18 protein-coding genes are annotated in these 25,774 nt (G+C 64.4%); 6 read left to right on the forward strand and 12 right to left on the reverse strand.

What is annotated here, in order from left to right; genetic code table 11:
- Positions 1–6 precede the first annotated feature (6 nt).
- The 8 genes from CP49_RS18705 to CP49_RS18740 all read right to left on the reverse strand — a co-directional run bounded on the left by CP49_RS18705 (position 7) and on the right by CP49_RS18740 (position 8,311).
- Positions 7–462, reverse strand: coding sequence for a MarR family winged helix-turn-helix transcriptional regulator (locus CP49_RS18705; RefSeq protein ID WP_057851667.1), 456 nt, complete (start codon positions 460–462; stop codon positions 7–9).
- 30 nt (positions 463–492) lie between these two features.
- The gene (locus CP49_RS18710) at positions 493–1,197 is read right to left on the reverse strand and encodes an ABC transporter ATP-binding protein (RefSeq protein ID WP_057851668.1); all 705 of its coding nucleotides are present in this window, start codon (positions 1,195–1,197) and stop codon (positions 493–495) included.
- Positions 1,194–1,985, reverse strand: coding sequence for an ABC transporter ATP-binding protein (locus CP49_RS18715; RefSeq protein ID WP_057851669.1), 792 nt, complete (start codon positions 1,983–1,985; stop codon positions 1,194–1,196). Before CP49_RS18715 ends, CP49_RS18710 begins: the two co-directional genes overlap by 4 nt.
- Positions 1,982–3,868 carry an ABC transporter permease gene (locus CP49_RS18720; protein WP_057851670.1) on the reverse strand — a complete coding sequence of 629 codons (1,887 nt, stop codon included), beginning with the start codon at positions 3,866–3,868 and terminating at the stop codon, positions 1,982–1,984. Before CP49_RS18720 ends, CP49_RS18715 begins: the two co-directional genes overlap by 4 nt.
- A gap of 265 nt (positions 3,869–4,133) precedes the next feature.
- A complete protein-coding gene (locus tag CP49_RS18725; protein WP_057851671.1) occupies positions 4,134–5,333 on the reverse strand; it encodes an ABC transporter substrate-binding protein in 1,200 nt (399 codons plus the stop codon).
- Between the two features lie 24 nt (positions 5,334–5,357).
- On the reverse strand, positions 5,358–5,942 hold the full coding sequence (locus CP49_RS18730; RefSeq protein WP_057851672.1) for an amino acid synthesis family protein: 585 nt from the start codon (positions 5,940–5,942) through the stop codon (positions 5,358–5,360).
- 18 nt (positions 5,943–5,960) lie between these two features.
- Positions 5,961–6,869, reverse strand: a complete 909-nt coding sequence (locus CP49_RS18735; RefSeq protein WP_057851673.1) for a UPF0280 family protein — start codon at positions 6,867–6,869, stop codon at positions 5,961–5,963.
- Entirely contained in the window at positions 6,866–8,311 is a 1,446-nt protein-coding gene (locus tag CP49_RS18740; RefSeq protein ID WP_057851674.1) for a hypothetical protein, read from the reverse strand. Before CP49_RS18740 ends, CP49_RS18735 begins: the two co-directional genes overlap by 4 nt.
- Positions 8,312–8,588: 277 nt before the next feature.
- Here CP49_RS18740 and CP49_RS18745 point away from each other — a divergent pair, with 277 nt between their 5' ends.
- From CP49_RS18745 to CP49_RS18765, 5 genes are all read left to right on the forward strand, one after another.
- Positions 8,589–9,071, forward strand: a complete 483-nt coding sequence (locus tag CP49_RS18745) for a (2Fe-2S)-binding protein (RefSeq protein WP_057851675.1) — start codon at positions 8,589–8,591, stop codon at positions 9,069–9,071.
- On the forward strand, positions 9,071–12,619 hold the full coding sequence (locus tag CP49_RS18750; RefSeq protein ID WP_057851846.1) for a molybdopterin cofactor-binding domain-containing protein: 3,549 nt from the start codon (positions 9,071–9,073) through the stop codon (positions 12,617–12,619). Before CP49_RS18745 ends, CP49_RS18750 begins: the two co-directional genes overlap by 1 nt.
- A gap of 69 nt (positions 12,620–12,688) precedes the next feature.
- A complete protein-coding gene (pncB, locus tag CP49_RS18755; protein ID WP_057851676.1) occupies positions 12,689–13,993 on the forward strand; it encodes a nicotinate phosphoribosyltransferase in 1,305 nt (434 codons plus the stop codon).
- A gap of 45 nt (positions 13,994–14,038) precedes the next feature.
- Positions 14,039–15,334, forward strand: a complete 1,296-nt coding sequence (locus CP49_RS18760; RefSeq protein ID WP_057851677.1) for an O-acetylhomoserine aminocarboxypropyltransferase — start codon at positions 14,039–14,041, stop codon at positions 15,332–15,334.
- Positions 15,335–15,337: 3 nt separating this feature from the next.
- Positions 15,338–16,117, forward strand: coding sequence for an alpha/beta fold hydrolase (locus CP49_RS18765; RefSeq protein ID WP_057851678.1), 780 nt, complete (start codon positions 15,338–15,340; stop codon positions 16,115–16,117).
- Between the two features lie 176 nt (positions 16,118–16,293).
- Here the strand turns inward: CP49_RS18765 and CP49_RS18770 are convergent, their stop codons facing one another.
- The 3 genes from CP49_RS18770 to CP49_RS18780 all read right to left on the reverse strand — a co-directional run bounded on the left by CP49_RS18770 (position 16,294) and on the right by CP49_RS18780 (position 19,459).
- Positions 16,294–17,319, reverse strand: a complete 1,026-nt coding sequence (locus tag CP49_RS18770; RefSeq protein ID WP_057851679.1) for a S1C family serine protease — start codon at positions 17,317–17,319, stop codon at positions 16,294–16,296.
- Positions 17,320–17,403: 84 nt separating this feature from the next.
- On the reverse strand, positions 17,404–17,850 hold the full coding sequence (locus tag CP49_RS18775; protein ID WP_057851680.1) for a gluconate 2-dehydrogenase subunit 3 family protein: 447 nt from the start codon (positions 17,848–17,850) through the stop codon (positions 17,404–17,406).
- A 7-nt stretch (positions 17,851–17,857) separates the two neighbouring features.
- Positions 17,858–19,459 carry a GMC family oxidoreductase gene (locus CP49_RS18780; RefSeq protein WP_057851681.1) on the reverse strand — a complete coding sequence of 534 codons (1,602 nt, stop codon included), beginning with the start codon at positions 19,457–19,459 and terminating at the stop codon, positions 17,858–17,860.
- Between the two features lie 386 nt (positions 19,460–19,845).
- On the opposite strand from CP49_RS18780, the gene CP49_RS18785 reads away from it, so the two are divergent.
- Positions 19,846–21,420 carry a flavin-containing monooxygenase gene (locus CP49_RS18785; RefSeq protein WP_276326482.1) on the forward strand — a complete coding sequence of 525 codons (1,575 nt, stop codon included), beginning with the start codon at positions 19,846–19,848 and terminating at the stop codon, positions 21,418–21,420.
- A gap of 888 nt (positions 21,421–22,308) precedes the next feature.
- Here CP49_RS18785 and CP49_RS18790 read toward each other — a convergent pair.
- Positions 22,309–25,635: a carboxyl transferase domain-containing protein gene (locus CP49_RS18790; RefSeq protein WP_057851683.1), complete on the reverse strand. Its 3,327-nt coding sequence runs from the start codon at positions 25,633–25,635 to the stop codon at positions 22,309–22,311.
- Positions 25,636–25,774: the final 139 nt, after the last annotated feature.

The following is a 25,774-nucleotide window of genomic DNA, read 5'->3' on the forward strand; positions in this document are numbered from 1 at the left end:
CGGCATTCAGCGCAACTTGTCGAGTAACGCGATCAGCGTCTCGCGCTCCTTGGCATCCAGCGGCGCCAGCGTCTCCCGCGTGATCGCGAGCGCGTTCGGCGCGGCCTTCTCCGCCAGTTGCTGGCCGGCGCGGGTCAGGCTCACCAGCAGGCGGCGGCCGTCCTCAGGGTCCGGGCTTGTCTCGGTCAGGCCGCGCGCGGTGAGGCGGTCGATCACGCCTTTGATGGTCGCGACGTCCATTGCCGTCAAACGGCCCAGCAGGTTCTGCGAGCATGGCCCAGTCTCGGTCAGTTTTGCCAGTGCCGCCCATTGCGTCGGGGTCAGGTTGATGCCGATCTCGCGGGCGAAGATGGTGGCATGGCGCTGCCAGACCTGGCGCAGGATGAAGCCGATCTGCTCGTCGAGAATATAGGACGGCCGCGCCGGCTTGACATTTCGTTTCGGCGAAACACTCCTTCCCATCTGCGCTCCCCCGCCCTTCCCCTTTGCCGATCACAGCGACAGATGCGCGTCCCGGATGTCCGGCCGCGCGTCGAGTTCGGCCATCGTGCCGCCGAAGCAGATCTTGCCACGCTCGATGATGTAGGCGCGATCGGAGATCAACCGCGCGAAATGCAGGTTCTGCTCGGATACCACGATACTGACGCCTTCCCTCTTCATCGCAAGGATGGCTTCGACCATCTGTTCGACGATCTTCGGCGACAGCCCTTCCGACGGTTCGTCGAGCAGCACCAGCAACGGGTTACCCATCAGCGTCCGCGCGATGGTCAACATTTGTTGTTCGCCGCCGCTCATCCGCCCGCCCGGACGGTTGCGCATTTCACCGAGATTCGGAAACAGCGTGAAGAGCTTTTCGCGGGTCCAGTACGGCGCATTCGGCCGCTTCGGCTGGCGGCCGACTTCGAGGTTTTCATCGACTGTTAGGTCCGTGAAGATGCGCCGCTCCTCCGGCACGTAGCCGAGCCCGCCGCGCACGATCGCATGCGTCGGCTGGGCCGACACGTCCCTGCCCTCGAACACAATGCGTCCGGACCTGTTCTCGACCAGGCCGACAATGGAACGGAAGGTTGTCGACTTGCCGGCGCCGTTGCGGCCGAGCAGCGCCACCACTTCGCCCTCGCCGACTTCGAGCGCAATATCGAACAGGATATGCGCCGGGCCATAAAAGCTGTTGAGATCGGCGACCTGCAGCTTCATGCGCCGGCTCCCTCGCGATGCCGCGCGTCGTAGACCAGACCCTCACCGAGATAGATCGCCCGTACCTGCGGGTTGCCGCGGACTTCCTCCGGCGAGCCCTGCGCGATCAGGCTGCCGCGGTTGAGCACGAGGATGCGATCGGCATGTTCGAACACCACGTCCATGTCGTGCTCGGTGAAGAGCACGCCGATCGACTGCTCGCGGGCGATGCGCGCGGTCAGCCGCATCAACTCGATCCGCTCACGCGGCGCCATGCCTGCGGTTGGTTCGTCCATCAGGAGGAGCCTGGGCTGGTTGGCGAGCGCGATCGCAAGCTCGAGCCGCTTGAGGTCGCCGTAAGCCAACTCGCCGCAGGGCCGCCCGGCATAGGCGCCCATACCGACGAGATCGAGCAGCCGTCCCGCCTCCTCGCGCGCGTAAGCCGCCGTCGAGCCCCATAAATTGAACAATTGCCTGCCATACGACACCAGCGCGACCTGCACGTTCTCGCGCACCGTCATGGTCGGGAAGGTCGCGGTGATCTGAAACGTGCGCCCGACGCCGAGCCGCCAGATCGCGCGCGGCTTCCGCCCCACCGTATCCTCCCCGAGCAGAGTAATCCGGCCGCTGTCCGGGATGTTCTGGCCGTTGAGCATATCGAAGCAAGTGCTTTTCCCTGCTCCGTTGGGCCCGATCAATGCCAGGATTTCGCCGGCCCGGAGCTCAAACGACACGCTGCGCACGGCATGCACGCCGCCATAGGATTTGCTCAAGGCTTCGACTGACAGCAATGTGGGGACCATGCTCATTCGGCAGTCTCGATCCGTGACATGGCAAGCGCGGATTTTTTCTCAGGGGACCGCCAACGATTCCTGATCGTCTCCAGCGTGCCAACGATGCCTTTCGGGAAGGCGACCACCATCAGCACGATGAAGCCCCCCAGCACCAACTTGGAAAGATCGGTTTGGCTGACCAGCCAGATATTGGCCGCCTTGAACACGATGGCGCCGATGATCGCGCCGGAAACCGTCTCGACGCCGCCGAGCAGCACCATGACCAGCGCATCGACCGACAGCGAGATGCCGAGGCTGTCGGGGAATACGCTGCCCTTCAGATAGGCGAACAAGGCGCCGCCGATCCCCGCGACCGTGCCCGATATGACGAACGCCGTCCACTGCACGCGCTTGCCGTTGATGCCGATCGCCTCGCTGCGCAGCGGCGAGTCCCGCGTCGCGCGCAACGCAAAGCCGAACGGCGAGAATACGATCACGCGCAACACCGCAACTGCGAGGGCTGCAACCGCGAGCGACAGCCAGTAGAAACTGGCCGGGCTCGATGCCCATTTATCCGGCCAGACGCCCAAAATGCCGTTGTCGCCACCGGTCACCGTGACCCACTGGAACGCGATCGACCAGACGATCTGCGCAAACGCGAGCGTCAGCATCGCGAAATAGACGCCGGAGAGTTGCACGGCGAAGAAACCGAACACCGCGGCACCGAGCAGGCCCAGCAGCGGGCCGAGCAGCAGCGAAACGATCATCGGCAGCCCCGCCGCCTTGGCAAGGAACGCGACGCCATAGGCGCCGAGCCCGAAATAGGCGGCGTGGCCGAACGAGGCGAGCCCGCCGACCGACATCAGGAAATGCAGGCTGGCGGCAAAGATCACGTAGATCGCGATCTCCGACCCAACCGTGAGCGCATAATTGCCCGCGAACAGCGGCAGCATCGCCGCAAGGACCAGCGCGCCGAGCGACATCAGCCGCTCGCCCGAAGTCAGCGGCCGCCACGGATTGACGGTCAGCCCGGGCGTGCGGCGCGCGGCAGCTTCCGGTTTGCCGAACAGCCCCCACGGGCGCACGATCAGCACCACGGCCATCACCAGGAACACCAGGATGATGGATATCTTCGGGAAAATGAGAATGCCGAAGGCGTTGAGCTCGGACACCAGCACGGCGGCGACAAAGGCGCCGATGATGCTGCCGAGCCCGCCGATCACCACCACCACGAACACTTCGACGATGATGCGCAGGTCGAGCGCATGATGCACGGCATCGCGCGGGATCTGCAGCGCGCCGCCGAGTGCCGCGAGGAAGACGCCGAGCGCGAACACGCTGGTGAACAGCCATTTCTGATTGACGCCAAGCGCCGCCACCATGTCGCGGTCCTGCGTCGCCGCGCGTACCAGCACGCCCCAGCGCGTGCGTTGGAACAACAGCCAGAGCACGCCGAGCACGACCGGACTGAGCGCGATCAGGAACAGGTCATAGCTCGGGATGTTCTGGCCGAAGAAGTCCACCGCGCCCCTGAAGCTCGGCGCACGGCGGCCGAGCAGATCGTCCGGTCCCCAGATCAGCACGACGATATCCTGGACCATCAGCGTGAGGCCGAAGGTTGCCAGCAACTGGAACAGTTCCGGCGCATGATAGATCCGCCGCAACAGCACCATTTCGACCAGCACGCCGATGGCGGCGACGACCAAGGCCGCGGCGACGATTCCGCCCCAGAAACCGAGCGCGCCGGAGAAGCGCTCGGTCAGCGTGAACGCCATATAGGCGCCGAGCATGTAGAATGCGCCATGGGCAAAGTTCACGATCCGCGTCACGCCGAAGATGATCGACAGCCCCGACGCGACCAGAAACAGCGACGCCGCGCTGGCGAGACCGGTCAGGAACTGGACGAAGTAAAAGGCCATTGGCGGTCCGGGTTAGGGCAGTCGTCAGAGCGGGGGCCTTCATCCTTCGAGACGGCGCTTCGCGCCTCCTCAGGATGAGGTCTGGTAGTCCCTCATGGTGAGGAGCGCGGCAACGCCGCGCGTCTCGAACCATGAGGCCTCGATAGCGGTGAGCGACTCTGTCTCTGCGAGTTCGATTCGTGGAGACAGCCCTCACCCCGGCCCTCTAAGAGCGAGCTTCGCTCGTCTCGACCCCGCAAGGGCGGGGCGAGGGAGAAGAGGCTCACTACTTCGGCCGGAGCTTCTCAACTTCCGCATCGCTCGGGAGATAATCCGCGCCCTTGCGATAGACCGAGTTCACCATCACGCCCTTGCCGTCCTTCAGCGCGGTCTTGCCGACATAGGCTCCGAGCGTCGACTGATGATCGATCTTGCGGAACGTGATTTCGCCGAACGGTGACGGCATCGACAGGCCTTCGGTCGCCGCAATCAGCTTCTCCGGATCGGTCGAATTGGCTTTGGCAAGGATCGCTGCTGCCGCCTTGATGGTCTGGTAGCCGACGATCGAACCGAGGCGCGGATAGTCGTTATACTTGGCCTGATACGCCTTCAGGAACTTGTCATGGTCGGGCGTCTTGATGTCGTACCAGGGGTATCCCGTCACGATCCAGCCCTCCGGCGTCTCGTCCTTCAAGGGATCGAGATATTCCGGCTCGCCGGTGAGGAACGAGACCACCGAGCGGCCCTTGAACAGGCCGCGGGTGTTGCCCTCGCGCACGAGCTTTACCAGATCGGCGCCGAAGGTGACGTTGAGGATCGCCTCGGGGTTGGCGGCGGCAACCGCCTGCACCACCGGACCGGCGTCGATCTTGCCCTGCGGCGGCCACTGTTCGTCGACCCACTGGATGTCAGGACGTTTCTCTGACATCAGCTTCTTGAACACCGCGACCGCCGACTGACCGTATTCATAGTTCGGCGCAATCGTCGCCCAGCGCTTGGCCGGCAGTTTTGCGGCTTCCTCCACCAGCATCGCCGCCTGCATGTAGTTGGAAGGACGCAGGCGGAAGGTGTAGCGATTGCCCTTCGACCAGGTGATGGCGTCGGTCAGGGGTTCTGCCGCCAGGAAGAACACTTTCTTCTGATTGGCGAAGTCAGAGACGGCGAGACCGATGTTGGACAGGAACGTGCCGGCCAGCATCGCGACGTTCTCGCTCGACACCAGCTCATTGGCCGCGGTCTGCGCGTCCGCCGGCTTGCCGCCGTCATCCTTGGAGATGACGACGAGCTTCTTGCCGTTGATACCGCCCGCCGCGTTGACTTCCTCGACCGCGAGCTGCCAGCCCTTGCGATAGGGCTCGGTGAAGGCAGGCAACAGCGAGTAGCTGTTGATTTCGCCGATCTTGATCTCGCTCTGCGCCATGGCGCTGCCCGCCATGCCCGCAACCGCGATCGCCAAGCCTGCTCCAAGTACGTGTCTACGTCGCATCCCTACCTCCAATGTACTGTGAAACTATCTCAATCCGTCTTCGCCTTTGACTTCCGAAACCGTCAGCCCACCGACGCGCGGCAATGGCCTGCCGCTGTCGGTGACGGCCACCGCCACCATGATCTCGTTGGCGCGCGGCGCATCGTTGATCTGCACTTCCATGCCGTCGAAATGGCTGCGCACGAACGCCGCGTCCTTGTGGCCGAGCGGGATATCCAGCGTCGTCCCTGGGCCGCTGCGCTTCTTCGACGACGGGATCAGTGCCGCGCCCTTGCCCAGGACCTTGCGCACCGGCGCGCCCATCTTCGGATGCAGGATCGCTGCGGCGTGTTCCAGTTCGCCGTTTTCGCCGACGGCTGCGGCCTTGCCGTAGCTATGGGCCTTTGCGCCGTCGATGCCGAGCGCCGCCACCGCTCTTTTCGATAGCAGATCGCCCAGTTCCTCGCCGATTTCGATCAGGGGCGAGAGATCCTCGACATACCGGCCTGCAAAAGGGTTCTCGATGACGGCGATCGCCGCGGCGCGCCGTGTCGCCGGCGCAACCTTCTGTCCCATCTCCAGATGGGTCTCCTCGACCACCGTGACGATCTTGCGAATGATCGCGCTCATTGTCCGCCTCGCTGCCGATCAAACATGCGCTGTTCTCTCTAGTGCGTTTCCATGAAACGTTGGCAACACGTCCGCCTTGATCCCTGCTGCACCCACCACAGCCGTCTCGCCTAGTAGACGCAAGGCGGCACCTTCGATCAACCCCGCCGCAAGCAATTGCTGTGCCCGGCTAACTCCGGCCCTCAACGCATCGTCGATCTCGCTTTCCCGGAGCACGCCGACGTCGCGGGTGACGAGGCGCGCGCCAAGGTCGCTGTCGGGCTGCAATTCATTGGCCGGACAGCGAATGATGGCGGGATGGCCAGGCAAGTCGACGGCATTGGCGATGATGGTCGCCGCCGCATCCGCCTGCGAGGCCGTTCGAGCCAGCACGGTAACGGCATCGGCAATCCCGAGCGAGAAACTGCGGCCATGCCGTCCGCTGGTCGCGATGCCGCGTGCCGGATCATTGGCCTCAATCTTGATGGTTTGCATCACGCCATGATGGTCCGGTCGGTCCATCAGCCCGACGGTGAATTGCTCGCCACGGGTCAAATGCAATGCGATGTCGCCACCATTGTTGACGTAGGCACGATCGAGCCGCGCCGTGCCCAGCATCGCACCAAGAATCTCTTCCGCGACGCTGCCCGCCACCGCCGCCATCGGCGTGATGAAGTGCTCGCCCGCAAACGGCGCGACCGCCGCATGCATGCGACGCGCAACGACACCGTTCAGCGCGCTTCGCGCCGGATCGGCGGCTTTTCGAAGTTCGATCAACTCCTCGCAGAGTTCATCGAGCAGGCAGGTGAAGCGCCGCGCGGCGTCCTCGTAGGCGGCGCGCACGTTGCGCTCACTTCCCTTCGCCTCGATGATCAGGTCGATCGGACCGTCCTGCAAATGCAGCCGCTTGCCGTCAGGAAGAAGCGCGATTTGCGGGAGCCGTTTCATGCGCGCCGTCCCGGCATATTGGGCATCGGGCGGAACCCGCCGTTCTCCCGCAGCGACGCCAGCGGGCGCACATGATCCATGTGACCGCCGAGCGCCGCGTAATCGGACAGTTTCAGCGTGAACTCGATCGGCGCGACCAGCGCCGGCGTCGGCACATAGCCGAACGCGCCGGCCGGCATCTGCGTCACGTCGACCATGAAAGTGATGCCGCCGCCCGGCCAGACATAGACCGGCGCGCCGCCGCTGGTGACCCGCGTCAGCGCGTCCTTGACCGACCGCGTCAGCCGCACCGGATTGTCGGTGACGCCGGCACGAAGCGAGCCGCCGGCACCGCCCATGAACAGCACCGTGCACAAGGCCGGCTCGCAATTTTCCTGGATGCGCTCGACCGAGAACTGGAGATCGGCCGGCATCTGCTTTTCGATCGGCCGCAACGCCTCGTCGAGTTCGTAATAGGCGGCGTGCTCGCCGGTGGTCGAGACCATCAGCATGGTGAGCCCGGGCCGCGCCTCCTTCGGATTGAACGGCCCCAGCACCGACAGCGGATCGGAAATATTGGTCCCGCCCCAGCCGGTGCCGGGATCGGCGACCTGGAAGTAACGGCCCGGCGTCGAGCGCCGCCCCTTCATCTTGATCCCGGTATCGGGAATATCGAGCAGCTTGCCGGCCTGATGCTCCGAGAGAACGCCGGTGATGTGATCATCCACGACAACGACTTCGTCGACCTTGCCGTGCCATTGCTTGGCGAACATGCCGATCGTCGCTGAGCCGCACCCCACCCGCATGCGCTCTTCGGCGACGCCGTTGACGATGGGCGGATGGCCGGCCTGCACCACGACCGTGGCGCCGCCGTCGATCGTCAGTTCCACCGGCTTGCAGTTGGAGAGATCCATCAGCGCGTCGCAGGTGACGCGGCCTTCCTTCTTGGAGCCTCCGGTCAGATGATGCACGCCGCCAAGCGACAGCATCTGCGAGCCGTATTCGCTGGTCGTTACATGGCCGATCGCCTCCCCTTCCGCGCGGACCGTTGCCGTCTCAGGGCCGAGATAGCGGTCGGTGTCGATCTTCACCTTGACGCCGCAATAGCTGAAAATGCCTTCGGTCACGACGGTGACCATGTCGACGCCGTCGACCTCCGACGACACGATAAAGGGCGCGGGCTTGTAGTCGGGATAAGTTGTTCCGGCGCCGATTGCGGTGACGAACACGCTGGGTTCGTGAACGAGCTTGCCGTCCCAGTCGCCCCCGGCCTGGAATGGCACCAGCCGCCCGCCATGCGATACCGTTCGCTCCAGCACGATATGCGGATCGACGCGCACCAGCTCGCCATTGTGGTTGGCGTAACGATCGCACGCGCCGGCCGCGCCCGGCTTGATGTAGCACATCACCGGACAGGCATCGCAGCGGATCTTGTCGCCACCGGCGACGGTCGCATCGGTCATGAACAAGCCTGCAGTCGAGAAGGCGCCGATCGGAGCTGCTTCCTCGCGGCCCGATCACTTTGTTCGTATACGAATGATGTTGCGCGCGGACTTGAACGCTGTCAAGCGGGCCCGGAAGCCAAAAGCCTCGCTTGCCGCATAATAGCTCATTTGCCTCGCATCTCTGTTCATAAAGCGGGCAGCGCGCTGCGGCGCGGGATGGCGCGCTTGCACGTTTGTACACAAACGGTATCTTTCCAGCGCAGAGTGTTGCAACGCAGCGAGGGCTTGAGGGAGCATGACGCAGAACACGATGCGCCTGACCGTCAACGGCAAAGCGTACGATGTCGACGCGGCTCCCGACACTGCATTGCTTTACGTCCTGCGCAACGACCTCGTCTTGAATGGGCCGAAGTATGGCTGCGGTCTCGGCGAATGCGGCGCCTGCGCGGTGCTGATCGACGGCGTCGCCGCGCGTTCCTGCGTGATCCCGATCGAGGGCTGCGCCGGGCGCGACATTGTGACGCTCGAAGGTCTCGGCACGCGCGAGCATCCCGATCCCGTGCAGCAAGCCTTCATTAGCGAGCAAGCCGCGCAATGCGGCTACTGCCTCAACGGCATGATCATCACGACCAAAGCGCTATTGCTGCGCTCCCCTCACCCTACCGAGGACGAGGTGCTGGAAGCGCTGCGCCATCACCTGTGCCGCTGCGGCGCGCATATCGAAATCATGCGCGCGGCGATGCGGGCTGCAGGTCATGTGGTTGAGGCGCAGACGTGATGACTGGGCCTGATACGACCGAGCATCGCGAACGGTTGCAGGGATCGCTGTCCGTCGTTCGTCCGGCCTCACCGGTCGAGGCCGTCAAGTTCGAGACCTTCATCAAGATCACCGCCGACGGATCGGTCACCGCCTATAACGGTCACGTCGATCTCGGCACCGGCATCCGCACCGCGCTCGGCCAGATCGTCGCGGAGGAGCTCGATGTATCCTTTGCCCGCGTCGTCGTCGTGCTCGGCGATACGGCGCTCGTACCCAATCAGGGCGCGACGATTGCGAGCGAGACCATCCAGATCACCGCCGTGCCGCTGCGTAAGGCAGCAGCGCAGGCGCGGCAATTTCTGGTCGCGCGCGCGGCGGAGCGGCTCGAGCTTCCGATCGAAGATTTCGTCATTGAGGACGGCTTGATCCGCGGCAAGGACAATCGCAGTGTCAGCTATGGCGAACTGATAGCAGGCGAGACCATTCGCCTTGAACTCGCCGACGACGTTCCAGTGAAGGCCGTGAGCGCCTACAACATTGTCGGTCAATCCATTCCGCGCGTCGACCTGCCGGCGAAGGCAACGGGTGAACTGGTCTACGTTCACGACGTGCGGGTATCAGGCATGCTGCACGGCCGCGTGGTGCGACCGCCCTATGCAGGTGTCGATGCCGGTGACTTCATCGGCAACAGCCTGATCGCGGTGGATGAGGCCTCGGTGCGCGACATCCCCGGTCTCGTCGCCGTCGTCAGGATCGGCGACTTCGTCGGCGTCGTCGCCGAGCGCGAGGAGAATGCGATCAAGGCTGCCGCCCAGCTCAAGGTGAGCTGGAAGCCGGTGCCGACGCTGCCCGACCTGAAGGACATCGAAACCGCGCTGCGCGCCAATCCATCGACGCCGCGCACGCTGATCAACAAGGGCGACGTCGATGCGGCAATTGCCGCCGCCGCCAAGCCGATGCCGCGCACCTATATCTGGCCCTACCAGATGCACGCCTCGATCGGCCCGTCCTGCGCGGTCGCTGATTATCAGGATGATCACACCAGGGTCTGGTCCGGCACGCAGAACCCGCATCATCTGCGCACCGATCTGGCGCGGCTGATCCACCGGCGCGAAGCCGAAATCGAAGTGATCCGGCTGGAAGCGGCGGGCTGCTACGGCCGCAATTGCGCCGATGACGTTTCCGCCGACGCGGTGCTGCTGTCGCGCGCCGTCGGCCGTCCGGTGCGCGTGCAGTTGACGCGGGAGCAGGAGCATGCGTGGGAACCCAAGGGCACCGCGCAGTTGATGGACGTCGATGGCGGGCTGAACGCCGACGGCAGCGTCGCCGGCTATGATTTCGCGACGCGTTATCCATCGAACGGCGCGCCGACGCTGGCGTTGCTGCTGACCGGCGCCGTTCCGCATACGCCGGCCATCTTCGAGATGGGCGATCGCACCGCGATCCCGCCCTACGACTACGAGAATCTGCGCGTGGTGGCGAATGACATGCCGCCCATCGCGCGCGCCTCTTGGCTGCGCGGCGTCTCGGCGCTGCCGAACACGTTTGCGCATGAATCCTGGATCGACGAATGCGCTAGCGAGGCCGGCGTCGATCCAATCGAATACCGCCTGCGCTATCTGAAGGATCCGCGCGCCATCGATCTCGTCAATGCGGTGGCCGAGCGCGCCGGCTGGAAGCCGCGACCGGTGCGGCCGGAACGAGAAGCCGAAGGCGATATCGTGCGCGGGCGCGGCTTTGCCTATGCGCTTTATGTGCACAGCAAGTTTCCCGGTTATGGCGCGGCGTGGTCGGCGTGGATCGCCGACGTCGCCGTCAACAAGGCGACCGGCGATGTCAGCGTCACGCGCGTGGTAGCCGGACAGGATTCCGGCCTGATGATCAACCCGGACGGCGTCCGCCACCAGATCCATGGCAACGTCATCCAGTCGACCAGCCGCGCGCTGATGGAGGAAGTCTCGTTCGACCGCACCTCCGTGACAGCGCGGGAATGGGGCGCCTATCCCATTATCAAGTTTCCCGAAGTGCCTGACATCGATGTCTTGATGCTGCCGCGCCAGGATCAGCCGCCGCTCGGCGTCGGCGAGTCTGCCTCGGTCCCCAGCGCGGCCGCGATCGCCAACGCGATCTATGATGCGACCGGTGTGCGCTTTCGCGAATTGCCGTTCACGCCGGAACGCATCCTTCGGGGATTACGCGGCGAGGAGCTAGCAGCACACCAGGCATTGCCGCCGCCGGAATCGCGGCCCGACTTAAGCAGATGGCAGAATCCTTTTGCCGGACGGCGCGGCGTGTTTGCCACCGCCGCCGCGCTCTGCGCCGCCGCGATCGGCATTGGCGCGGCCGTGCTGCCATGGCGCGCGATTGCGCCGATCGCGCGGCCCGATGCCTCGGTCTATTCCGCTGCGACCATCGCTCGCGGTCAGCAGCTCGCTGCACTCGGCGACTGTGCGGTCTGCCACACCTCAGTGAACGGCCTGCTCAACGCCGGCGGGCGTCCGCTACAAACGCCGTTCGGAACGATCTACGCGACCAACATCACGCCGGATGTCGAAACTGGAATCGGCGCATGGTCCTATCCCGCCTTCGAGCGCGCGATGCGCGAAGGCATTCATCGCGACGGCCGGCATCTCTATCCGGCATTTCCCTATCCGCATTTCGCCAAGACGACCGACGCCGACATGCAGGCGCTCTATGCCTATCTGATGGCGCAGGCGCCAGTGCGCGCGGAGACGCCCCAGAACGTGATAGCGTTTCCGTTCAACCTTCGCCCGCTGATGGCAGGATGGAACGCGCTGTTCCACCAGCCCACTGTCTTTCAGCCCGATCCGGCGAAATCCGAAATATGGAATCGCGGCGCCTATCTGGTCGAAGGCCTCGGCCATTGCAGCGCCTGCCACTCGCCGCGCAATGCGCTCGGCGCGGAGAAGGCGAATGCCTACCTCGCCGGTGGATTCGCGGAAGGCTGGGAAGCGCCGGCGCTGACATCGCTGTCGCAGGCGCCGATTCCGTGGAGCGAGGACGAGCTTTATGCTTACTTGCGAACCGGCGAGTCGCGCTTTCACGGCGTCGCCGCCGGGCCGATGGCGCCCGTGGTGAAGGAGCTTGCTACGATTCCGGATTCTGACATCCGCGCGATGGCGGTCTATCTCGCTTCGTTTAACGAGGTTTCCATGGACCGAGCGGCGCAGGAAGCGCTCGCCGCAAGACTGGAATCCTCGACCGGCACGCGCGCCTCGGCGGCCTCAGGCGTCGGCGCCCGGATCTATCAGGGGGCCTGCGCGGTATGCCACGAGGTCGGCGGCGCGCCGCTGTTCGGCAGCCGCCCGTCGCTGGCGCTGAACAGCAATCTGCACAGCACTGCACCTGACAATCTGATCCAGGTCATCCTGCACGGCATCGCGAAGCCGGCGACAACCGACCTCGGCTATATGCCGGCCTTCAAGGACAGCCTGACCGACGGCCAGATCGCGGAACTGGCAACCTATCTCCGCCGGCAATTTGCCCCGGACAAGCCGGCCTGGACCGATGTCCAGGCTGCGATTAGCCGTATCCGGCAGGAATAGCGCGCTGAGCAGCCATGCCGCCGCCAAAACCCACTGGTTGGGCGGCCCCCGGCACGGTAGAGTTCCGCCATGGCAGTTACCGACATTGCATCCCGAACCTATAACCATGGCTGGCGGCTCGATCCGATCGTGCGCAGCTTGCTCGATACCGATTTTTACAAGCTCCTGATGCTGCAGATGATCCGCGAGTTTTATCCGGATCAGCGCGTCACCTTTTCGGTGATCAATCGCACCAAGCATGTACGCCTGGCCGAGATCATCGACGAGGGCGAGCTGCGCGCGCAGCTCGACCATGCGCGCACCATCCGGTTCACCAAAAAGGAGCTGATCTGGCTTGCCGGTAATACGTTCTACGGCAAGACCCAGATGTTCTCGCCGGACTTCATCCACTGGCTCGCCAACTTCCGCCTGCCCGAATACGAGCTCAACAAGGTCGACGGCCAATACGAACTGCACTTCCACGGACCGTGGACCCACACCACGATGTGGGAGATCCCGGCGCTCGCGATCATGAACGAGCTGCGCTCGCGCCAGGCGACCAAGGGACAGGGACGCTTCGTGCTCGACGTGCTCTACGCGCGCGCCAAGGCCAAGCTGTGGTCCAAGGTCGAACGGCTGCGCAAGCTCGAAGGCTTGCGGCTCTCGGACTTCGGCACCCGCCGACGCCACGGCCATCTATGGCAACGCTGGTGCGTCGAGGCCGTCAAGGAGGGCCTCGGTCCCTCCTTCACCGGCACTTCCAACGTGCTGCTCGCGATGGACAACGATCTCGAAGCGATCGGAACCAACGCGCATGAACTGCCGATGGTCGCGGCCGCTCTCGCCAATTCCGACGAGGAGCTGCGCTGGGCGCCCTATCGCATCCTCGATCAATGGAGGCATACCTACGGCGGCAACCTCCTGATCGCCCTGCCCGACGCGTTCGGCACCAAGACCTTTCTGCGCGACGCGCCGGACTGGGTCGCCGACTGGACCGGCTTCCGCCCGGACAGCGCACCCCCGATTGCGGCCGGCGAGGACATCATCAAGTGGTGGAAGCAGAAGGGGCGCGATCCCAAGGAGAAGCTGCTGGTATTCTCCGACGGCATGGATGTCGACTCGATCGAGGAGACCTATCGTCACTTCACCGGACGCGTCCGCATCTCCTTCGGTTGGGGCACCAACCTCACCAATGATTTCGTCGGCTGCGCGCCGGATGGATCCGCCGATCTCGATCCGATCTCGCTGGTCTGCAAGGTGACGTCGGTTGACGGTCGGCCGGCGGTCAAGCTGTCTGATAATCCCGAGAAGGCGACCGGCACCCCGTCCGAGATCGAACGTTACTTGCGCGTGTTCGGCAATGCCGGGCGCGTCCGCACCGCCGTGCACGTCTGAGCTATCAAATACCTTCCCGCCACCCGTTGATATGACGAGCCCCGCATGCCCGCACCCAAGCCGCCTGCTTTCGAAACCCTGAGCCTGCATGCCGGCCAGCGCCCGGATCCCGCAACCGGCGCCCGCGCGGTTCCGATCTACCAGACCACCTCCTACGTGTTCCAGGATTCCGATCACGCCGCGGCACTGTTCAACCTCGAGCGCGCCGGGCACATCTACACCCGCATTTCCAATCCCACGACCGCGGTGCTCGAGGAGCGGCTCGCCGCGCTGGAAGCCGGCGTCGGCGCGATCTGCACCGCGAGCGGCATGGCCGCGATGCACCTGGCGATCGCAACGATCCTGAACGCCGGCGATCACATCGTCGCCTCCGCCTCGCTTTACGGCGGCACCATCAACCTGCTGGCGCACACGCTGCCGCGCTTCGGCATCACGACGACCTTCGTCAAGCCGCGTGCGCTCGATGAATTCCGCGCCGCGATCAAGCCGAATACGCGGCTCGTGATCGGCGAGACCATCGGCAATCCCGGGATGGAAGTGCTGGATATTCCGGCGGTCGCCCAGATCGCGCATGATGCGAAGATTCCACTTCTGATCGACAACACCTTTGCGACGCCGTTCCTCAGCCGGCCGATCGAGCTCGGCGCCGATCTCGTGATGAATTCCGCGACCAAATGGATCGGCGGCCACGGCATTGCGATCGGCGGCGTCATCGTCGACGGCGGACGGTTCGACTGGCACGCTTCCGGCAAATTCCCGCAGCTCACCGAGCCCTATGCTGGTTATCACGGCATCGTCTTCGACGAGCAGTTCGGCCAGGCCGCCTTCATCATGCGCGCGCGCACCGAAGGCCTGCGCGACTTCGGCGCCTGCCTGTCGCCGACCAACGCGTTCCAATTGCTGCAGGGCGTCGAGACGCTCGGCGTCCGCATGGAGCGCCACATGAGCAACACGCTCGCCGTCCTCGAAGCCCTCACCGCCAACAAGGCGGTCGACTGGGTGCTGCATCCGGCGCTGGAGAATCATCCAGACCATCAGCTTGCGAAGCGGCTGCTGCCACGCGGTGCAGGATCGATCGTCTCTTTCGGCATCAAGGGCGGTCGCGCGGCCGGCAAAAAATTCATCGAGCAGCTCAGGATGATCAGCCACCTCGCCAATGTCGGCGACGCCAAGACGCTGGTGATTCACCCCGCCAGCACCACGCATCAGCAGATGGACGCGGCACAGCTCAAGGCAGCAGGGGTCGGTGAGGAGCTGGTGCGACTGTCGGTCGGCATCGAAACCGTCTCCAACATCATCGACGATCTCGGCCAGGCGCTTCGCGCATCGCAGAAGGTGTGAACCATGCAGCTTTCCGTCAACGGCGTTGATACGTTCGTCGCGACCGGCGGCCGTCCGTTCGATCTGTCGCTGCCCGCAGTCGTGATGCTGCATGGCGCAGGCTTCGATCATTCGACCTGGGCGCTGCACAGCCGGTGGTTTGCGCATCACGGCTATTCCGTGCTGGCGCCCGATCTGCCGGGACACGGCCGCTCGGCGGGTGCGCCGCTGCCGACCATCGCCGACATGGCCGACTGGACTGCCGCGCTGCTCGATGCCGCCGGCGCGCCCAAAGCCAAGCTGGTCGGGCATTCGATGGGATCGCTGATCGCGCTCGAGACATCCGCGCGGCATCCCGACAAGGTCTCCGGTCTCAGTTTGATCGGCACCGCCGCCACGATGACCGTCGGGCCGGATCTGCTCAAGGCCGCCGAGGTTAACAATCCCGATGCCATCGACATGGTCTCGATCTGGGGTCTCGGCTTCAAGGCCGAACTCGGCGGCAGCCTCGCGCCAGGACTTTGGATGCATCAGGGCGCGCAGCGCGTGCTGCAGCAGACGCGTCCCGGCGTGCTCTACAATGATCTCAACGCCTGCAACTCCTATCAGAACGCGCTCGCGGCAGCGGCACAGGTCAAGGTGCCCACGACCTTCATTCTCGGCGAGCGCGACATGATGACGCCCGCGAAGGCCGGCAAGACACTCGCAGCGGCGACGCCGAATTCGCGTACCGTGGTGCTGCCGGGCGCCGGTCACATGATGATGGTCGAAGCACCGGACGAGTTGCTGGCGGCGCTGCAGTAATAGCATCGCATCTCGTTTTCTTCCTTCTCCCCTTGTGGGAGAAGGTGGCGCGAAGCGCCGGATGAGGGGTCTGTCTCCGCGGAGAGAACCCCTCACCCGTCTCGAATGAGCTTCGCTCATTCGATCCACCCTCTCCCACAAGGGGAGAGGGGAAGCAGCGCTCGGTGGCGAAATAGCTACTGCCTCCCCGCCGGCTTCCTCTCCACCGGATGAATGTCGATCGCCCGCAGGCGGCCTAGCCGCAGCACGTCCATCGTCAGCGTGCGGCCGATGCGGTCGCGGTCGAGAGCGCGGATCAGATCGTCGACGCCGTTGATCTCGACGCCGTCGAGTTTGATCACGACGTCACCCGGCAACAGGCCGGCCTTTGCCGCCGGGCTGTCCGGCTCGATCTGCGCCAGCAGCGCGCCCATCTTGTTGTCGACGCCGGCGACCACCGCATGCCGCCGCGGGATCGGCGCGGTCTGGCCGGCGACGCCGATATAGGCGCGGCGGACGTAACCGTGCCGGATGATCTCGGACAGCACGAACTCCGCGGTGTTGCTGGCGACCGCAAAACAGATGCCCTGCGCACCGCTGATGATGGCGGTATTGATGCCGATCACCTCCGATGCCGACGATACCAGCGGCCCGCCGGAATTGCCTGGATTCAGCGCAGCATCGGTCTGGATCACGTCCTCGATGGTCCGGCCGCTCACCGAACGGATCGAGCGGCCGAGCGCCGACACCACGCCGGCGGTCACCGTCGATTCGAAGCCGAGCGGATTGCCGATCGCGACCACGAGTTGGCCGCGACGCAGGCTCTTGGAATTGCCGAGCGAGGCATAACGCAGATCGCGCGCGCCGTCGGCCCTCAGCAAGGCAAGGTCAGTGTCTGGATCGACGCCGAGCACGTGAGCGTCGGTGTCGAATCCTTCGGTGTCGCGCAGCCTGATCTCCTTCGATGATCCGACCACATGGCTGTTGGTCAGTACGAGACCATCGGGCGAGATGACGATGCCGGAGCCGAGCCCGCCGCGCTCGCGCACGGTACGCACCTTCGGTCCGGTTTCGACACGCACGACCGCGGGACCGACGCGTTCAGTCACGTCGATCACGGCATTGGAGTAAGCATCGAGCAAGACCTGGTCATTGTCCCGGGCAGACTCGGCCGTTCGCGATGACGGCCCGTCATCGGCGATATCTGAGGTAAAATCCAACATGGTGAGTTTCCTTCGGTCTCATCAGATGGTGACCGGGAACCGCGTATGCAAGAGCTGCGCTCCGCACGCAGCGCTGCCTCCATCTCAAGGAATCCGCATCCGGCCACCGCGCACCCTGACGGGATCGAGCAGCGACCAGTCGCCCTGCTCCAGCGTGTAGCCTTTCGGGAACGGTGCGCGCAGCTCGAGGCCGAGCGAGCGGAGCACGCGGTCGTCGCGGTAGTAGCATTGCAGCACGACGCGGACGAGCGTCGCAGCCGCGACGCCGCCTGTCGCACGGAACTCCTTCGCGATCGCATCGCGTTTGGCTGCATCGAGTTCGGCCAGCGGCTTGCCGGCCAGACGCGCGAGATGATCGAGCGCCTGCGCCACCAGCGCGGTGTCGCGGCCGAGTGTCGCCAGCATGTCGGCCTGGATCGCGGGGTCGTCCGCGCCGGGCACCTTGTACTCATCGCTGGCGGGAATGATCATCGCGGCGACGGTGCGGAGATTATCGCGCTGGGCTGAAGTCAGTTCATTGGCTGCGGACATCGCGGTCTCAATCGAAGAGGTTGGCAAGGCGTTGCTTCATCTGATCGGCGACGTAGAGCGCGATCGCCTGGATGGTCGAGGTCGGGTTCACGCCGCCCGAGGTCACGAACACGCTGCCGTCGACGATGAAGAGGTTCTTCACGTCATGCGACCGACCCCATTCGTTGACCACGGAGCGCGCGGGGTCAGTGCCCATCCGCGCGGTGCCGAGCAGATGCCAGCCGCCCCAGGGTATAGGGTTGTTGATGCAGATGTCAGTCGCGCCGGCGGCTTCGAGAATCTCCCGGCCGCGTGCCAGTCCATGCTCCATCATCTTCCGGCTGTTCTCGCTGATCGTGTAGTCGATCCTTGGCGCGGGAATGCCGTGGCTGTCCTTCAGCACCGGATCGAGCGTGACGCGGTTGTGCTCCTCGGGCAGATCCTCGCAGATCGCGGAGACCGCGAGGCGATGACCATTGAGCCTGCGGAACACGCGGTGATGGTCTGCACCCCATGGCAAAATGCCCTTCTGTTCGCTCGCGACAGCTTCAAACACAGGCCCGGCGCCGCGGCCGAACTGGATGCCGTAGCCGCGGACGAAGCCGCGCGAGAGATCGGTGTCGTAGAATTCCTTGCTCCAGAGGCAGGTCGGCGGCGCGCGGTTAGAGTCGGTCGGCTCCTTCACGAAGCCGTAGATCTGCGCATAGGGATGGAACATCAGGTTCTTGCCGACCAGACCGGATGAATTGGCCAGCCCATTCGGGAAGCGGCCGGAGACCGAATTCAAGAGCAGCCGCGGCGTGCCGACGCCATTGCAGGCGATGATAACGACCTCGGCCGGCTGGAACTGCTCGACGCCATCCTTGTCGTAATAGACGACACCGGAGGCCATGCCGTGCTCGTTGGTCAGGATCTCGCGCACGCGGCAATGCGTCTTGAGCTCGACGCCGGCGCGGATCGCCTGCGGCCAATAGGTGATGTCGGTCGAGGCCTTTGCGCCTTGCGCGCAGGCCGGCGTGCAATGGCCGAGATTGATGCAGCGCGCCCGGCCCTCGTAATCCATCGTCGCGACCGTGGTGTCCGATGGCCACCAGTGCCAGCCGAGCTTGTTCATGGCCTTGCCGATCAGCGGGCCGGAAAGCCCGAGCGGCTGCGGCGGCATCGGCGGGTGTGTCAGCGGCGACAGCGGATCGCCTGACAGGCCCGAGACGCCCATGATCCGGTCGTTCTCTTCGAAGAACGGGGTCAACGCATCGTAATCGATCGGCCAGTCGTCAGCGACGCCGTCGAGCGTCTTCACCTTGAAATCGGAGGGATGCAGCCGCGGCCAGTGCGCGGTGTACATCACCGTCGAGCCGCCGACGCCGTTGAAGTTCACGACCTTGATCGGCGAGTTGTCGTCGTTAACAGGATAGTCCTCGGGCCGGCCGCGGATGTTCGGGCTGGTCGACCAGTCGCCGTAAAACTTCGCCTCCCAGTCGCGCCCCGTGCTCGGATATTCCGAGGGCTTCATCCAGCCGCCCTGGTCGAGGCAGAGGATATGCATCCTGGTTTCGGCCAGGCCCCATGCCACCGCCGCGCCGGACGCGCCGGCGCCGATGATCAGGACGTCAACGGGATCGTGCTTCATTCTTGGTCCTTCCGTCATTCCGGGATGGTCCGAAGGACCAGACCCGGAATCTCGAGATTCCGGGTTCGATGCTTCGCATCGCCCCGGAATGACGAACACAATTTAAAGTGGCTGTTGGCAGGAATGCTGCGTAAGAGCCGCCGCTGCGCGCTGGTGATTTCGGTGCAAGTTTCTCCTCCCAAACTGCTCGCCGCTTGTCGGGCGATCTGGGCTCCACGATAGGGGCAGAAGCGGCCGGCAGTAAAGCTGAGTGAGGCGGGCTTGGTGGGACAAACCTGCAACCCTGCCGCGCCTTGATACAGGTTTGTTCGCCGGCACGAGACGGGATAGCTTTGCTCCCAAACATGCGCTAGGGAGCGACGCCAATTCCGGACTACGACGCCATCATCATCGGCGCGGGCATGTCGGGCCTGTACCAGCTCTACCGGCTGCGCGAACAGGGTTTCCGCGTGCGGGTGTTCGAGGCTGCAACCGATGTCGGCGGCACCTGGTACTGGAACCGTTATCCGGGCGCGCGGTTCGATTCCGAAAGCTATTCCTACGGCTATTCGTTTTCGAAGGAGTTGCTGGAGGAATGGGAATGGTCGGAGCATTTCGCCGGCCAGCCGGAAACGCTGCGCTATCTCAATTACGTCGCCGACAAGTTCGACCTGCGCCGCGATATCCAGTTTCGCAGCCGGGTGACGGCCGCGGTCTACGACGAGAACTGGCGAAGCTGGACCATCACGATCGAAGACGGCAGCCGCTTCGACACGCGTTTCCTGATCACCGCGATCGGACCTCTCTCGACGCCGACGCTGCCGAAGATCGAGGGACGCGACGATTTCAGGGGCGCATCCTTTCACACCGCGCGATGGCCGAAGGAGCCCGTCGACTTCGCCGGCAAGCGCGTCGCCGTGATCGGCACCGGCGCGACCGGCGTGCAGACCATCCAGACCATTGCGGGACAGGTCGGCCATCTCACCGTGTTTCAGCGCACGCCGAACTGGTGCGCGCCGCTGCACAACGGCAAGATCGACGCCGCGACGCAAGTGAAGATCAAGGCTGGCTATCCTGAGATGTTTGCCCGCTGCCAGGAGACCTTTGCCTGCTTCCTGCATACGCCGGACCCGCGCGGCGCGTTCGAGGTTTCCGACGAGGAGCGCGAGGCGTTTTATGAAAAGCTCTATGCCGAGCGCGGCTTTGGTATCTGGCAGGGCAATTTCCGCGACATCCTGATCGATCGCAAGGCGAACGCCACGATCTCCGACTTCGTGGCGCGCAAGATCCGCGGGCGCGTGAAGAATCAGGCGGTGGCCGAAAGGCTGATCCCGAAGAATCACGGATTCGGCACCCGCCGGCTGCCGCTCGAGACCTTCTATTATGAGGTCTACAACCAGGACAATGTCGAGCTGGTCGACATCAACGAAACGCCGATCGAGCAGATCACGCCTGAGGGCATCAGGACCAGCGACAGGGAATACACGTTCGACATCATCATCTACGCCACCGGCTTCGATGCCATCACCGGCAGCTTCGACAAGATCGATTTTCGCGGCGCAGGCGGTGTGCGGCTGAAGGATAAATGGAAGAGCGGCCCGGAGACCTATCTCGGCATCATGGTGCATGAATTTCCGAACATGCTGATGCTGATGGGGCCGCACACCGCGCTCGGCAACATCCCGCGCAGCATCGAATACAGCGTCGACTGGGTCACCGGGCTGCTCCTGTTCGCGATGAAAGAGGGGTTGACGCGGCTGGAGGCGGCTCCGGAGGGCGTCAAGTCCTGGACCGATCACGTCAAGGCGCTCGGCGAGGGATTGCTGTCCAACGAGGTCAATTCCTGGATGACCGGCATCAATTCCAACGTCGAGGGCAAGCAAACCCGTATCGTCGCCCGCTACAGTGGCAGCGCGCCGGCGTACCGCGCGCGATGCGACGAGGTGGCAGCTAAGGGTTATGATGAGTTGAGGCTGGGGTAGCGGGACCGTCTCGACGCACGGGCGGTCCGCTCCCTCCCCCCTTGCGGGGGAGGGCTGGGGAGAGGGGTAAGCCACGCGCACCGCCGTTGCCGCCACCCCTCTCCCTAACCCTCCCCCGCAAGGGGGGAGGGAACAGACCTTTTGTGCGGTGAAGCGTGTGTACATGGTATTATAAAAACAAGATATGCGTTCGCGATCTCGCGACACGAACTGCCCGAGCTTTGCCTAAAATTTCCCGCCCTCTCCTATCAGAGGGCGCAGGGAAGACCGGGTGCTTGCTGCACCCGCGGTCTCGCGTGCGATTTGCGCAAACAAAACTGCACACGAGCATACAGGGCAGCGGGAGCATTCCGGCCTTCCCTGCGCAATGGCTTTACGGCTTACTTCGTGCTCTCCCCGGCGAACGGCTTTCTTGCCACCGTCGCATCACGAGACAACCCGTGACACTTAACGCCAGCACCGCGGCGTCCGGACCACACGACTTCGCCGTACGCTTCCGGCGCGTACGTCTATCGCGCCATCAGCGTCCATCGCATCTCACCGCACGTTCGTGACGATCGCGAGCGCCCCTCATCTGCCGTGAGACGGGCGGAGTTATGCGACTGATTTGGGTGAGAACGAAAGCAGAATATTTTTGCGGAAGGGCTGGACAGGTTTTTGGTGATTTGCCCGTCGTGCCAATTGGTCGCAGACCGCTGCATGAAGTCGCGCTTGTGCGCAAAGCAAATCAGTCTGTAGCGCCAGGCAATTTCTCTCGTCGTCCCGGCCAAGCGAAGCGCGAGCCGGGACCCATACGCCGCGGCCGTCATTGTGGAGCGCGCTGGTCGGCGTTCTTCTTCAACAACGCAACCCTGTGGTTATGGGTCCCTGCGTTCGCAGGGACGACACCTACCACGCATCAATACACGGCCGCTTCTTCGTCGTGCGGGCTTCCGGCTTCGGCACCGAACGCAGGCCAGACATGATCCAGTGCCGGGTGTCGGCTGGATCGATCACTTCGTCGATCTCCAGCACCGAGGCGATCGAGACCGCCTTGCCGTTGGCGTAGAGCTCGGCGACCTTGGACCTGTAATAGTCCTCGCGCTCGTCCGGGTCCTCGATCGCTTCCATCTCCTTGCGGAAACCGAGCCGGACATAACCTTCCAGCCCCATGCCGCCGAACTCGCCGGTCGGCCAGGCCACCGTGAAGAACGAGGCGTGGAAGCCGCCGCCGATCATGGATTGCGCCCCCAAGCCGTAGCCTTTGCGCAGGACGATGCCGAACAGCGGCACGGTGAGGCTCGCGCCGGTCACGAACATGCGCGCGACATGGCGCACGATCGCGGTCTTTTCCGCTTCGGGCCCTACCATGAAGCCCGGCGTGTCGCACAGCGACAGCAGCGGGATGTCGAAGGCATCGCAGAGCTGCATGAAGCGCGCGGCCTTGTCGCCGGCCGGCGCATCGATCGCGCCGCCGAGATGTTTTGGATTGTTGGCGATCAGGCCGAACGGTTTTCCTTCGATGCGAATGAAGGCGGTGATCATGCCGATGCCGAAATCGCGACGTATCTCCAGAACCGATCCCTCGTCGGCCAGAAGATCGATGACGGTACGAATGTCGTAAACGCGCAAGCGGTTTTCCGGGATCGCCCGCCGTAGCAGCCGCTGGTCCGGCGCCTTCCAGTCGCTAACCGCGCCTTGAAAATACGATAGATATTTTTGCGCCGCAGCCGTCGCTTCGGCCTCATCCTCAACCAGGATGTCGATGACGCCGTTCGGCGACTGGAACGACACCGGCCCCACTTCGGCGGGATGGTAGACGCCGAGGCCGCCGCCCTCGATCATGGCGGGGCCGCCCATGCCGATCGAGGCGTTCCTGGTGGCAATGATGACGTCGCAGCAGCCGAGCATGGCGGCGTTACCGGCAAAGCAATAGCCTGATACGACGCCGATGACCGGCACGAGGCCCGACAGCTTGGCGAACTGTACGAAGGACGGCCCGTCGAGGCCGGTCATGCCGAGCCGGTCGGTGTCGCCGGGACGGCCGCCGCCGCCTTCGGCATAGAACACCAGCGGCAGGCGCCATTGCTCGGCAAGGCTCAGCATACGGTCGATCTTCTTGTGGTTCATATGACCTTGCGTACCGGCCAGCACGGTATAGTCGTAGGCGATCACCATGCAGCGCGCGGCTTCCGCGCCGAATTTTTCGGCGTTCATGGTGGCGACGCCGGAGATCAGGCCGTCGGCCGGCGTGTTGCGGATGAGATCATCGACGGTGCGCCGCCGGCGCTGGGCAGCGATGGCGAGCGAGCCGTATTCGACAAACGAGCCGTCATCGACGAGATGGGCGACATTCTCCCGCGCGGTGCGCTGGTTGGTCTTGCGGCGGCGCTCGACCGAGGCCGGGCGGTTTTCATCCAGCGTGATGGCGCGGCGCTCGATCAGTTCGGCCAGATCGGGGCGGATGTGGTCGAGATCGACATCTTCTTCCTCAGCCAATTCGTGGGCGTCGATCTCGGCCAGCTCCAGATAGAGAATCGTCTCGTCCTGCATCAGCGTCACGCCGGCTTCCGCCGCAACTCTCGTTACCCTGCCGCCATGCGGCGCCGTCACCAGATGCTCCATCTTCATGGATTCGAGCACGGCGATCTGCTGGCCGGGGCGGACGAGGTCCCCTTCCCTGACGTCAACAGCCACGATCGTACCTTGCAGCGGCGCCGGCACGGCCACCGAACCCGCCGGCCCGGCCGTCGCAACCTCGACCGTGGGCGCGCCGTCGTCGGCCGCGGCGCCCGATTCGATCAACGCCGTCTCGGCGGTCGCCTCAACCGTCTTCCTGGCTTCGCCGACCAGATCAACGACATGAGCCTCGATGAAGCCGGTGCTGACGCGGTTCTCGACAAAATCCGGATGCGCCAGGATCGCCGCGAGGAAGGAGATGTTGGTGGCGACACCGCCGATCCGGAACTCGCGCAGCGTGCGCGAGGCCTTGTGCACGACGTCGGTCCAGTTGCCGCCCGGCGAATGCACAATGACCTTGGCAAGCAGCGAATCGAAGGCGGCGCTGGTCCGGTAGCCGGAGTATCCAAACGTATCGACGCGAACGCCGGGGCCGGACGGCAGGTCGAACACCGCCAGCGTCCCGCCGGTCGGCTGGGTCACGCCTGATACGTCCATCACCTCCATGTTGACGCGGAGCTGCATCGCAAATCCGCGCGGCCGGGGGATATACCCTTGCGCGAGGCCGAGCGAGCCCAGCGTGGCGCCGGCCGCGACCGCAAGCTGCGACTGTACCAGATCAAGGCCCAGCACCTGCTCGGTGACGGTATGCTCGACCTGCAGCCGCGGATTGGCCTCGATGAAGGCAAAGGCCTTATCCGACGTCCTGGCGTCGTTATCGACAAGAAATTCGAAGGTGCCGAGATTGTCGTAGTTCGCAGCCGCAGCCAGTTCCTTGGCGGCATCGATGATGCGCCCGCGCAAGGCGTCGTTCAGCGACGGGCTCGGTGCGATCTCGATCAGCTTCTGGTTACGGCGCTGGATGGTGCATTCGCGCTCCCAGAGATGGCTGATCGCGCCGTAATGGTCGCAGATGATCTGCACCTCGATGTGGCGGGCGTTTCGGATCAGCCGCTCGACATAGACGCCGTCGCTGCCGAAGGCGGCCATGGCCTCGGATTGGCAGCGCGCATAGGCCTCCTCCAGCTTGCCCGCGTCATCGACAATACGCATGCCGCGGCCGCCGCCGCCCGCGATGGCCTTGATCATGATGGCGCCGCGCTCGCCGAGCGATTCAAGGAAGGCCTTTGCCTCTTCCAGGCTGGTCGGCCCGCTGGTGCCCTCGATAACAGGCACGCCGCACTGGTTTGCCAGCGCCTTGGCCAGCGCCTTATCGCCGAACAGGTCGAGCGCTTCCGGCGACGGCCCGACAAAGACGATGCTTTCCTCGATGCAGCGCCGGGCGAGCGTGGCGTTCTCGCTAAGGAAGCCATAGCCCGGATGCACGGCGTCGCACCCGGTCACTTTGGCGGCCGATATCACGGCCTCGACATCGAGATAGGCCCGTGCGCCCCGCCCGGGAATTTCATGGGCGGCGTCGGCGGCGCGGATATGCAGCGAAAGGGCATCGTCGGCGGAATGGATCGCGACGGTGGCGAGGCCTGCATCTCCGGCCGCGCGCGCAATGCGGATGGCGATCTCGCCGCGGTTGGCGATCAGCAGCTTGTGGAAAGACATGGACGATTCCGTTTGGACGTCAGAGCGTAATGAATGGGCCATCGGCGCACCTCGCCCCGCTTGCTTCCCCATACCCCAATCGGCAGCACGATGCGGCCGCCCGCCTCAGTTTCTTGTTGCTGGACAACAACCTTTGCCG

The sequence above is a fragment of the Bradyrhizobium valentinum genome (assembly GCF_001440405.1).
In the GTDB taxonomy this organism is placed as follows: Bacteria; Pseudomonadota; Alphaproteobacteria; order Rhizobiales; family Xanthobacteraceae; genus Bradyrhizobium; species Bradyrhizobium valentinum.

Bases quoted from the DNA above. Each gene is read 5' to 3' on its own strand.
- CP49_RS18705 (WP_057851667.1), bottom strand. From the start codon at position 462: ATGGGAAGGAGTGTTTCGCCGAAACGAAATGTCAAGCCGGCGCGGCCG.
- CP49_RS18710 (WP_057851668.1), bottom strand. From the start codon at position 1,197: ATGAAGCTGCAGGTCGCCGATCTCAACAGCTTTTATGGCCCGGCGCAT.
- CP49_RS18715 (WP_057851669.1), bottom strand. From the start codon at position 1,985: ATGAGCATGGTCCCCACATTGCTGTCAGTCGAAGCCTTGAGCAAATCC.
- CP49_RS18720 (WP_057851670.1), bottom strand. From the start codon at position 3,868: ATGGCCTTTTACTTCGTCCAGTTCCTGACCGGTCTCGCCAGCGCGGCG.
- CP49_RS18725 (WP_057851671.1), bottom strand. From the start codon at position 5,333: ATGCGACGTAGACACGTACTTGGAGCAGGCTTGGCGATCGCGGTTGCG.
- CP49_RS18730 (WP_057851672.1), bottom strand. From the start codon at position 5,942: ATGAGCGCGATCATTCGCAAGATCGTCACGGTGGTCGAGGAGACCCAT.
- CP49_RS18735 (WP_057851673.1), bottom strand. From the start codon at position 6,869: ATGAAACGGCTCCCGCAAATCGCGCTTCTTCCTGACGGCAAGCGGCTG.
- CP49_RS18740 (WP_057851674.1), bottom strand. From the start codon at position 8,311: ATGACCGATGCGACCGTCGCCGGTGGCGACAAGATCCGCTGCGATGCC.
- CP49_RS18745 (WP_057851675.1), top strand. From the start codon at position 8,589: ATGACGCAGAACACGATGCGCCTGACCGTCAACGGCAAAGCGTACGAT.
- CP49_RS18750 (WP_057851846.1), top strand. From the start codon at position 9,071: ATGACTGGGCCTGATACGACCGAGCATCGCGAACGGTTGCAGGGATCG.
- pncB (WP_057851676.1), top strand. From the start codon at position 12,689: ATGGCAGTTACCGACATTGCATCCCGAACCTATAACCATGGCTGGCGG.
- CP49_RS18760 (WP_057851677.1), top strand. From the start codon at position 14,039: ATGCCCGCACCCAAGCCGCCTGCTTTCGAAACCCTGAGCCTGCATGCC.
- CP49_RS18765 (WP_057851678.1), top strand. From the start codon at position 15,338: ATGCAGCTTTCCGTCAACGGCGTTGATACGTTCGTCGCGACCGGCGGC.
- CP49_RS18770 (WP_057851679.1), bottom strand. From the start codon at position 17,319: ATGTTGGATTTTACCTCAGATATCGCCGATGACGGGCCGTCATCGCGA.
- CP49_RS18775 (WP_057851680.1), bottom strand. From the start codon at position 17,850: ATGTCCGCAGCCAATGAACTGACTTCAGCCCAGCGCGATAATCTCCGC.
- CP49_RS18780 (WP_057851681.1), bottom strand. From the start codon at position 19,459: ATGAAGCACGATCCCGTTGACGTCCTGATCATCGGCGCCGGCGCGTCC.
- CP49_RS18790 (WP_057851683.1), bottom strand. From the start codon at position 25,635: ATGTCTTTCCACAAGCTGCTGATCGCCAACCGCGGCGAGATCGCCATC.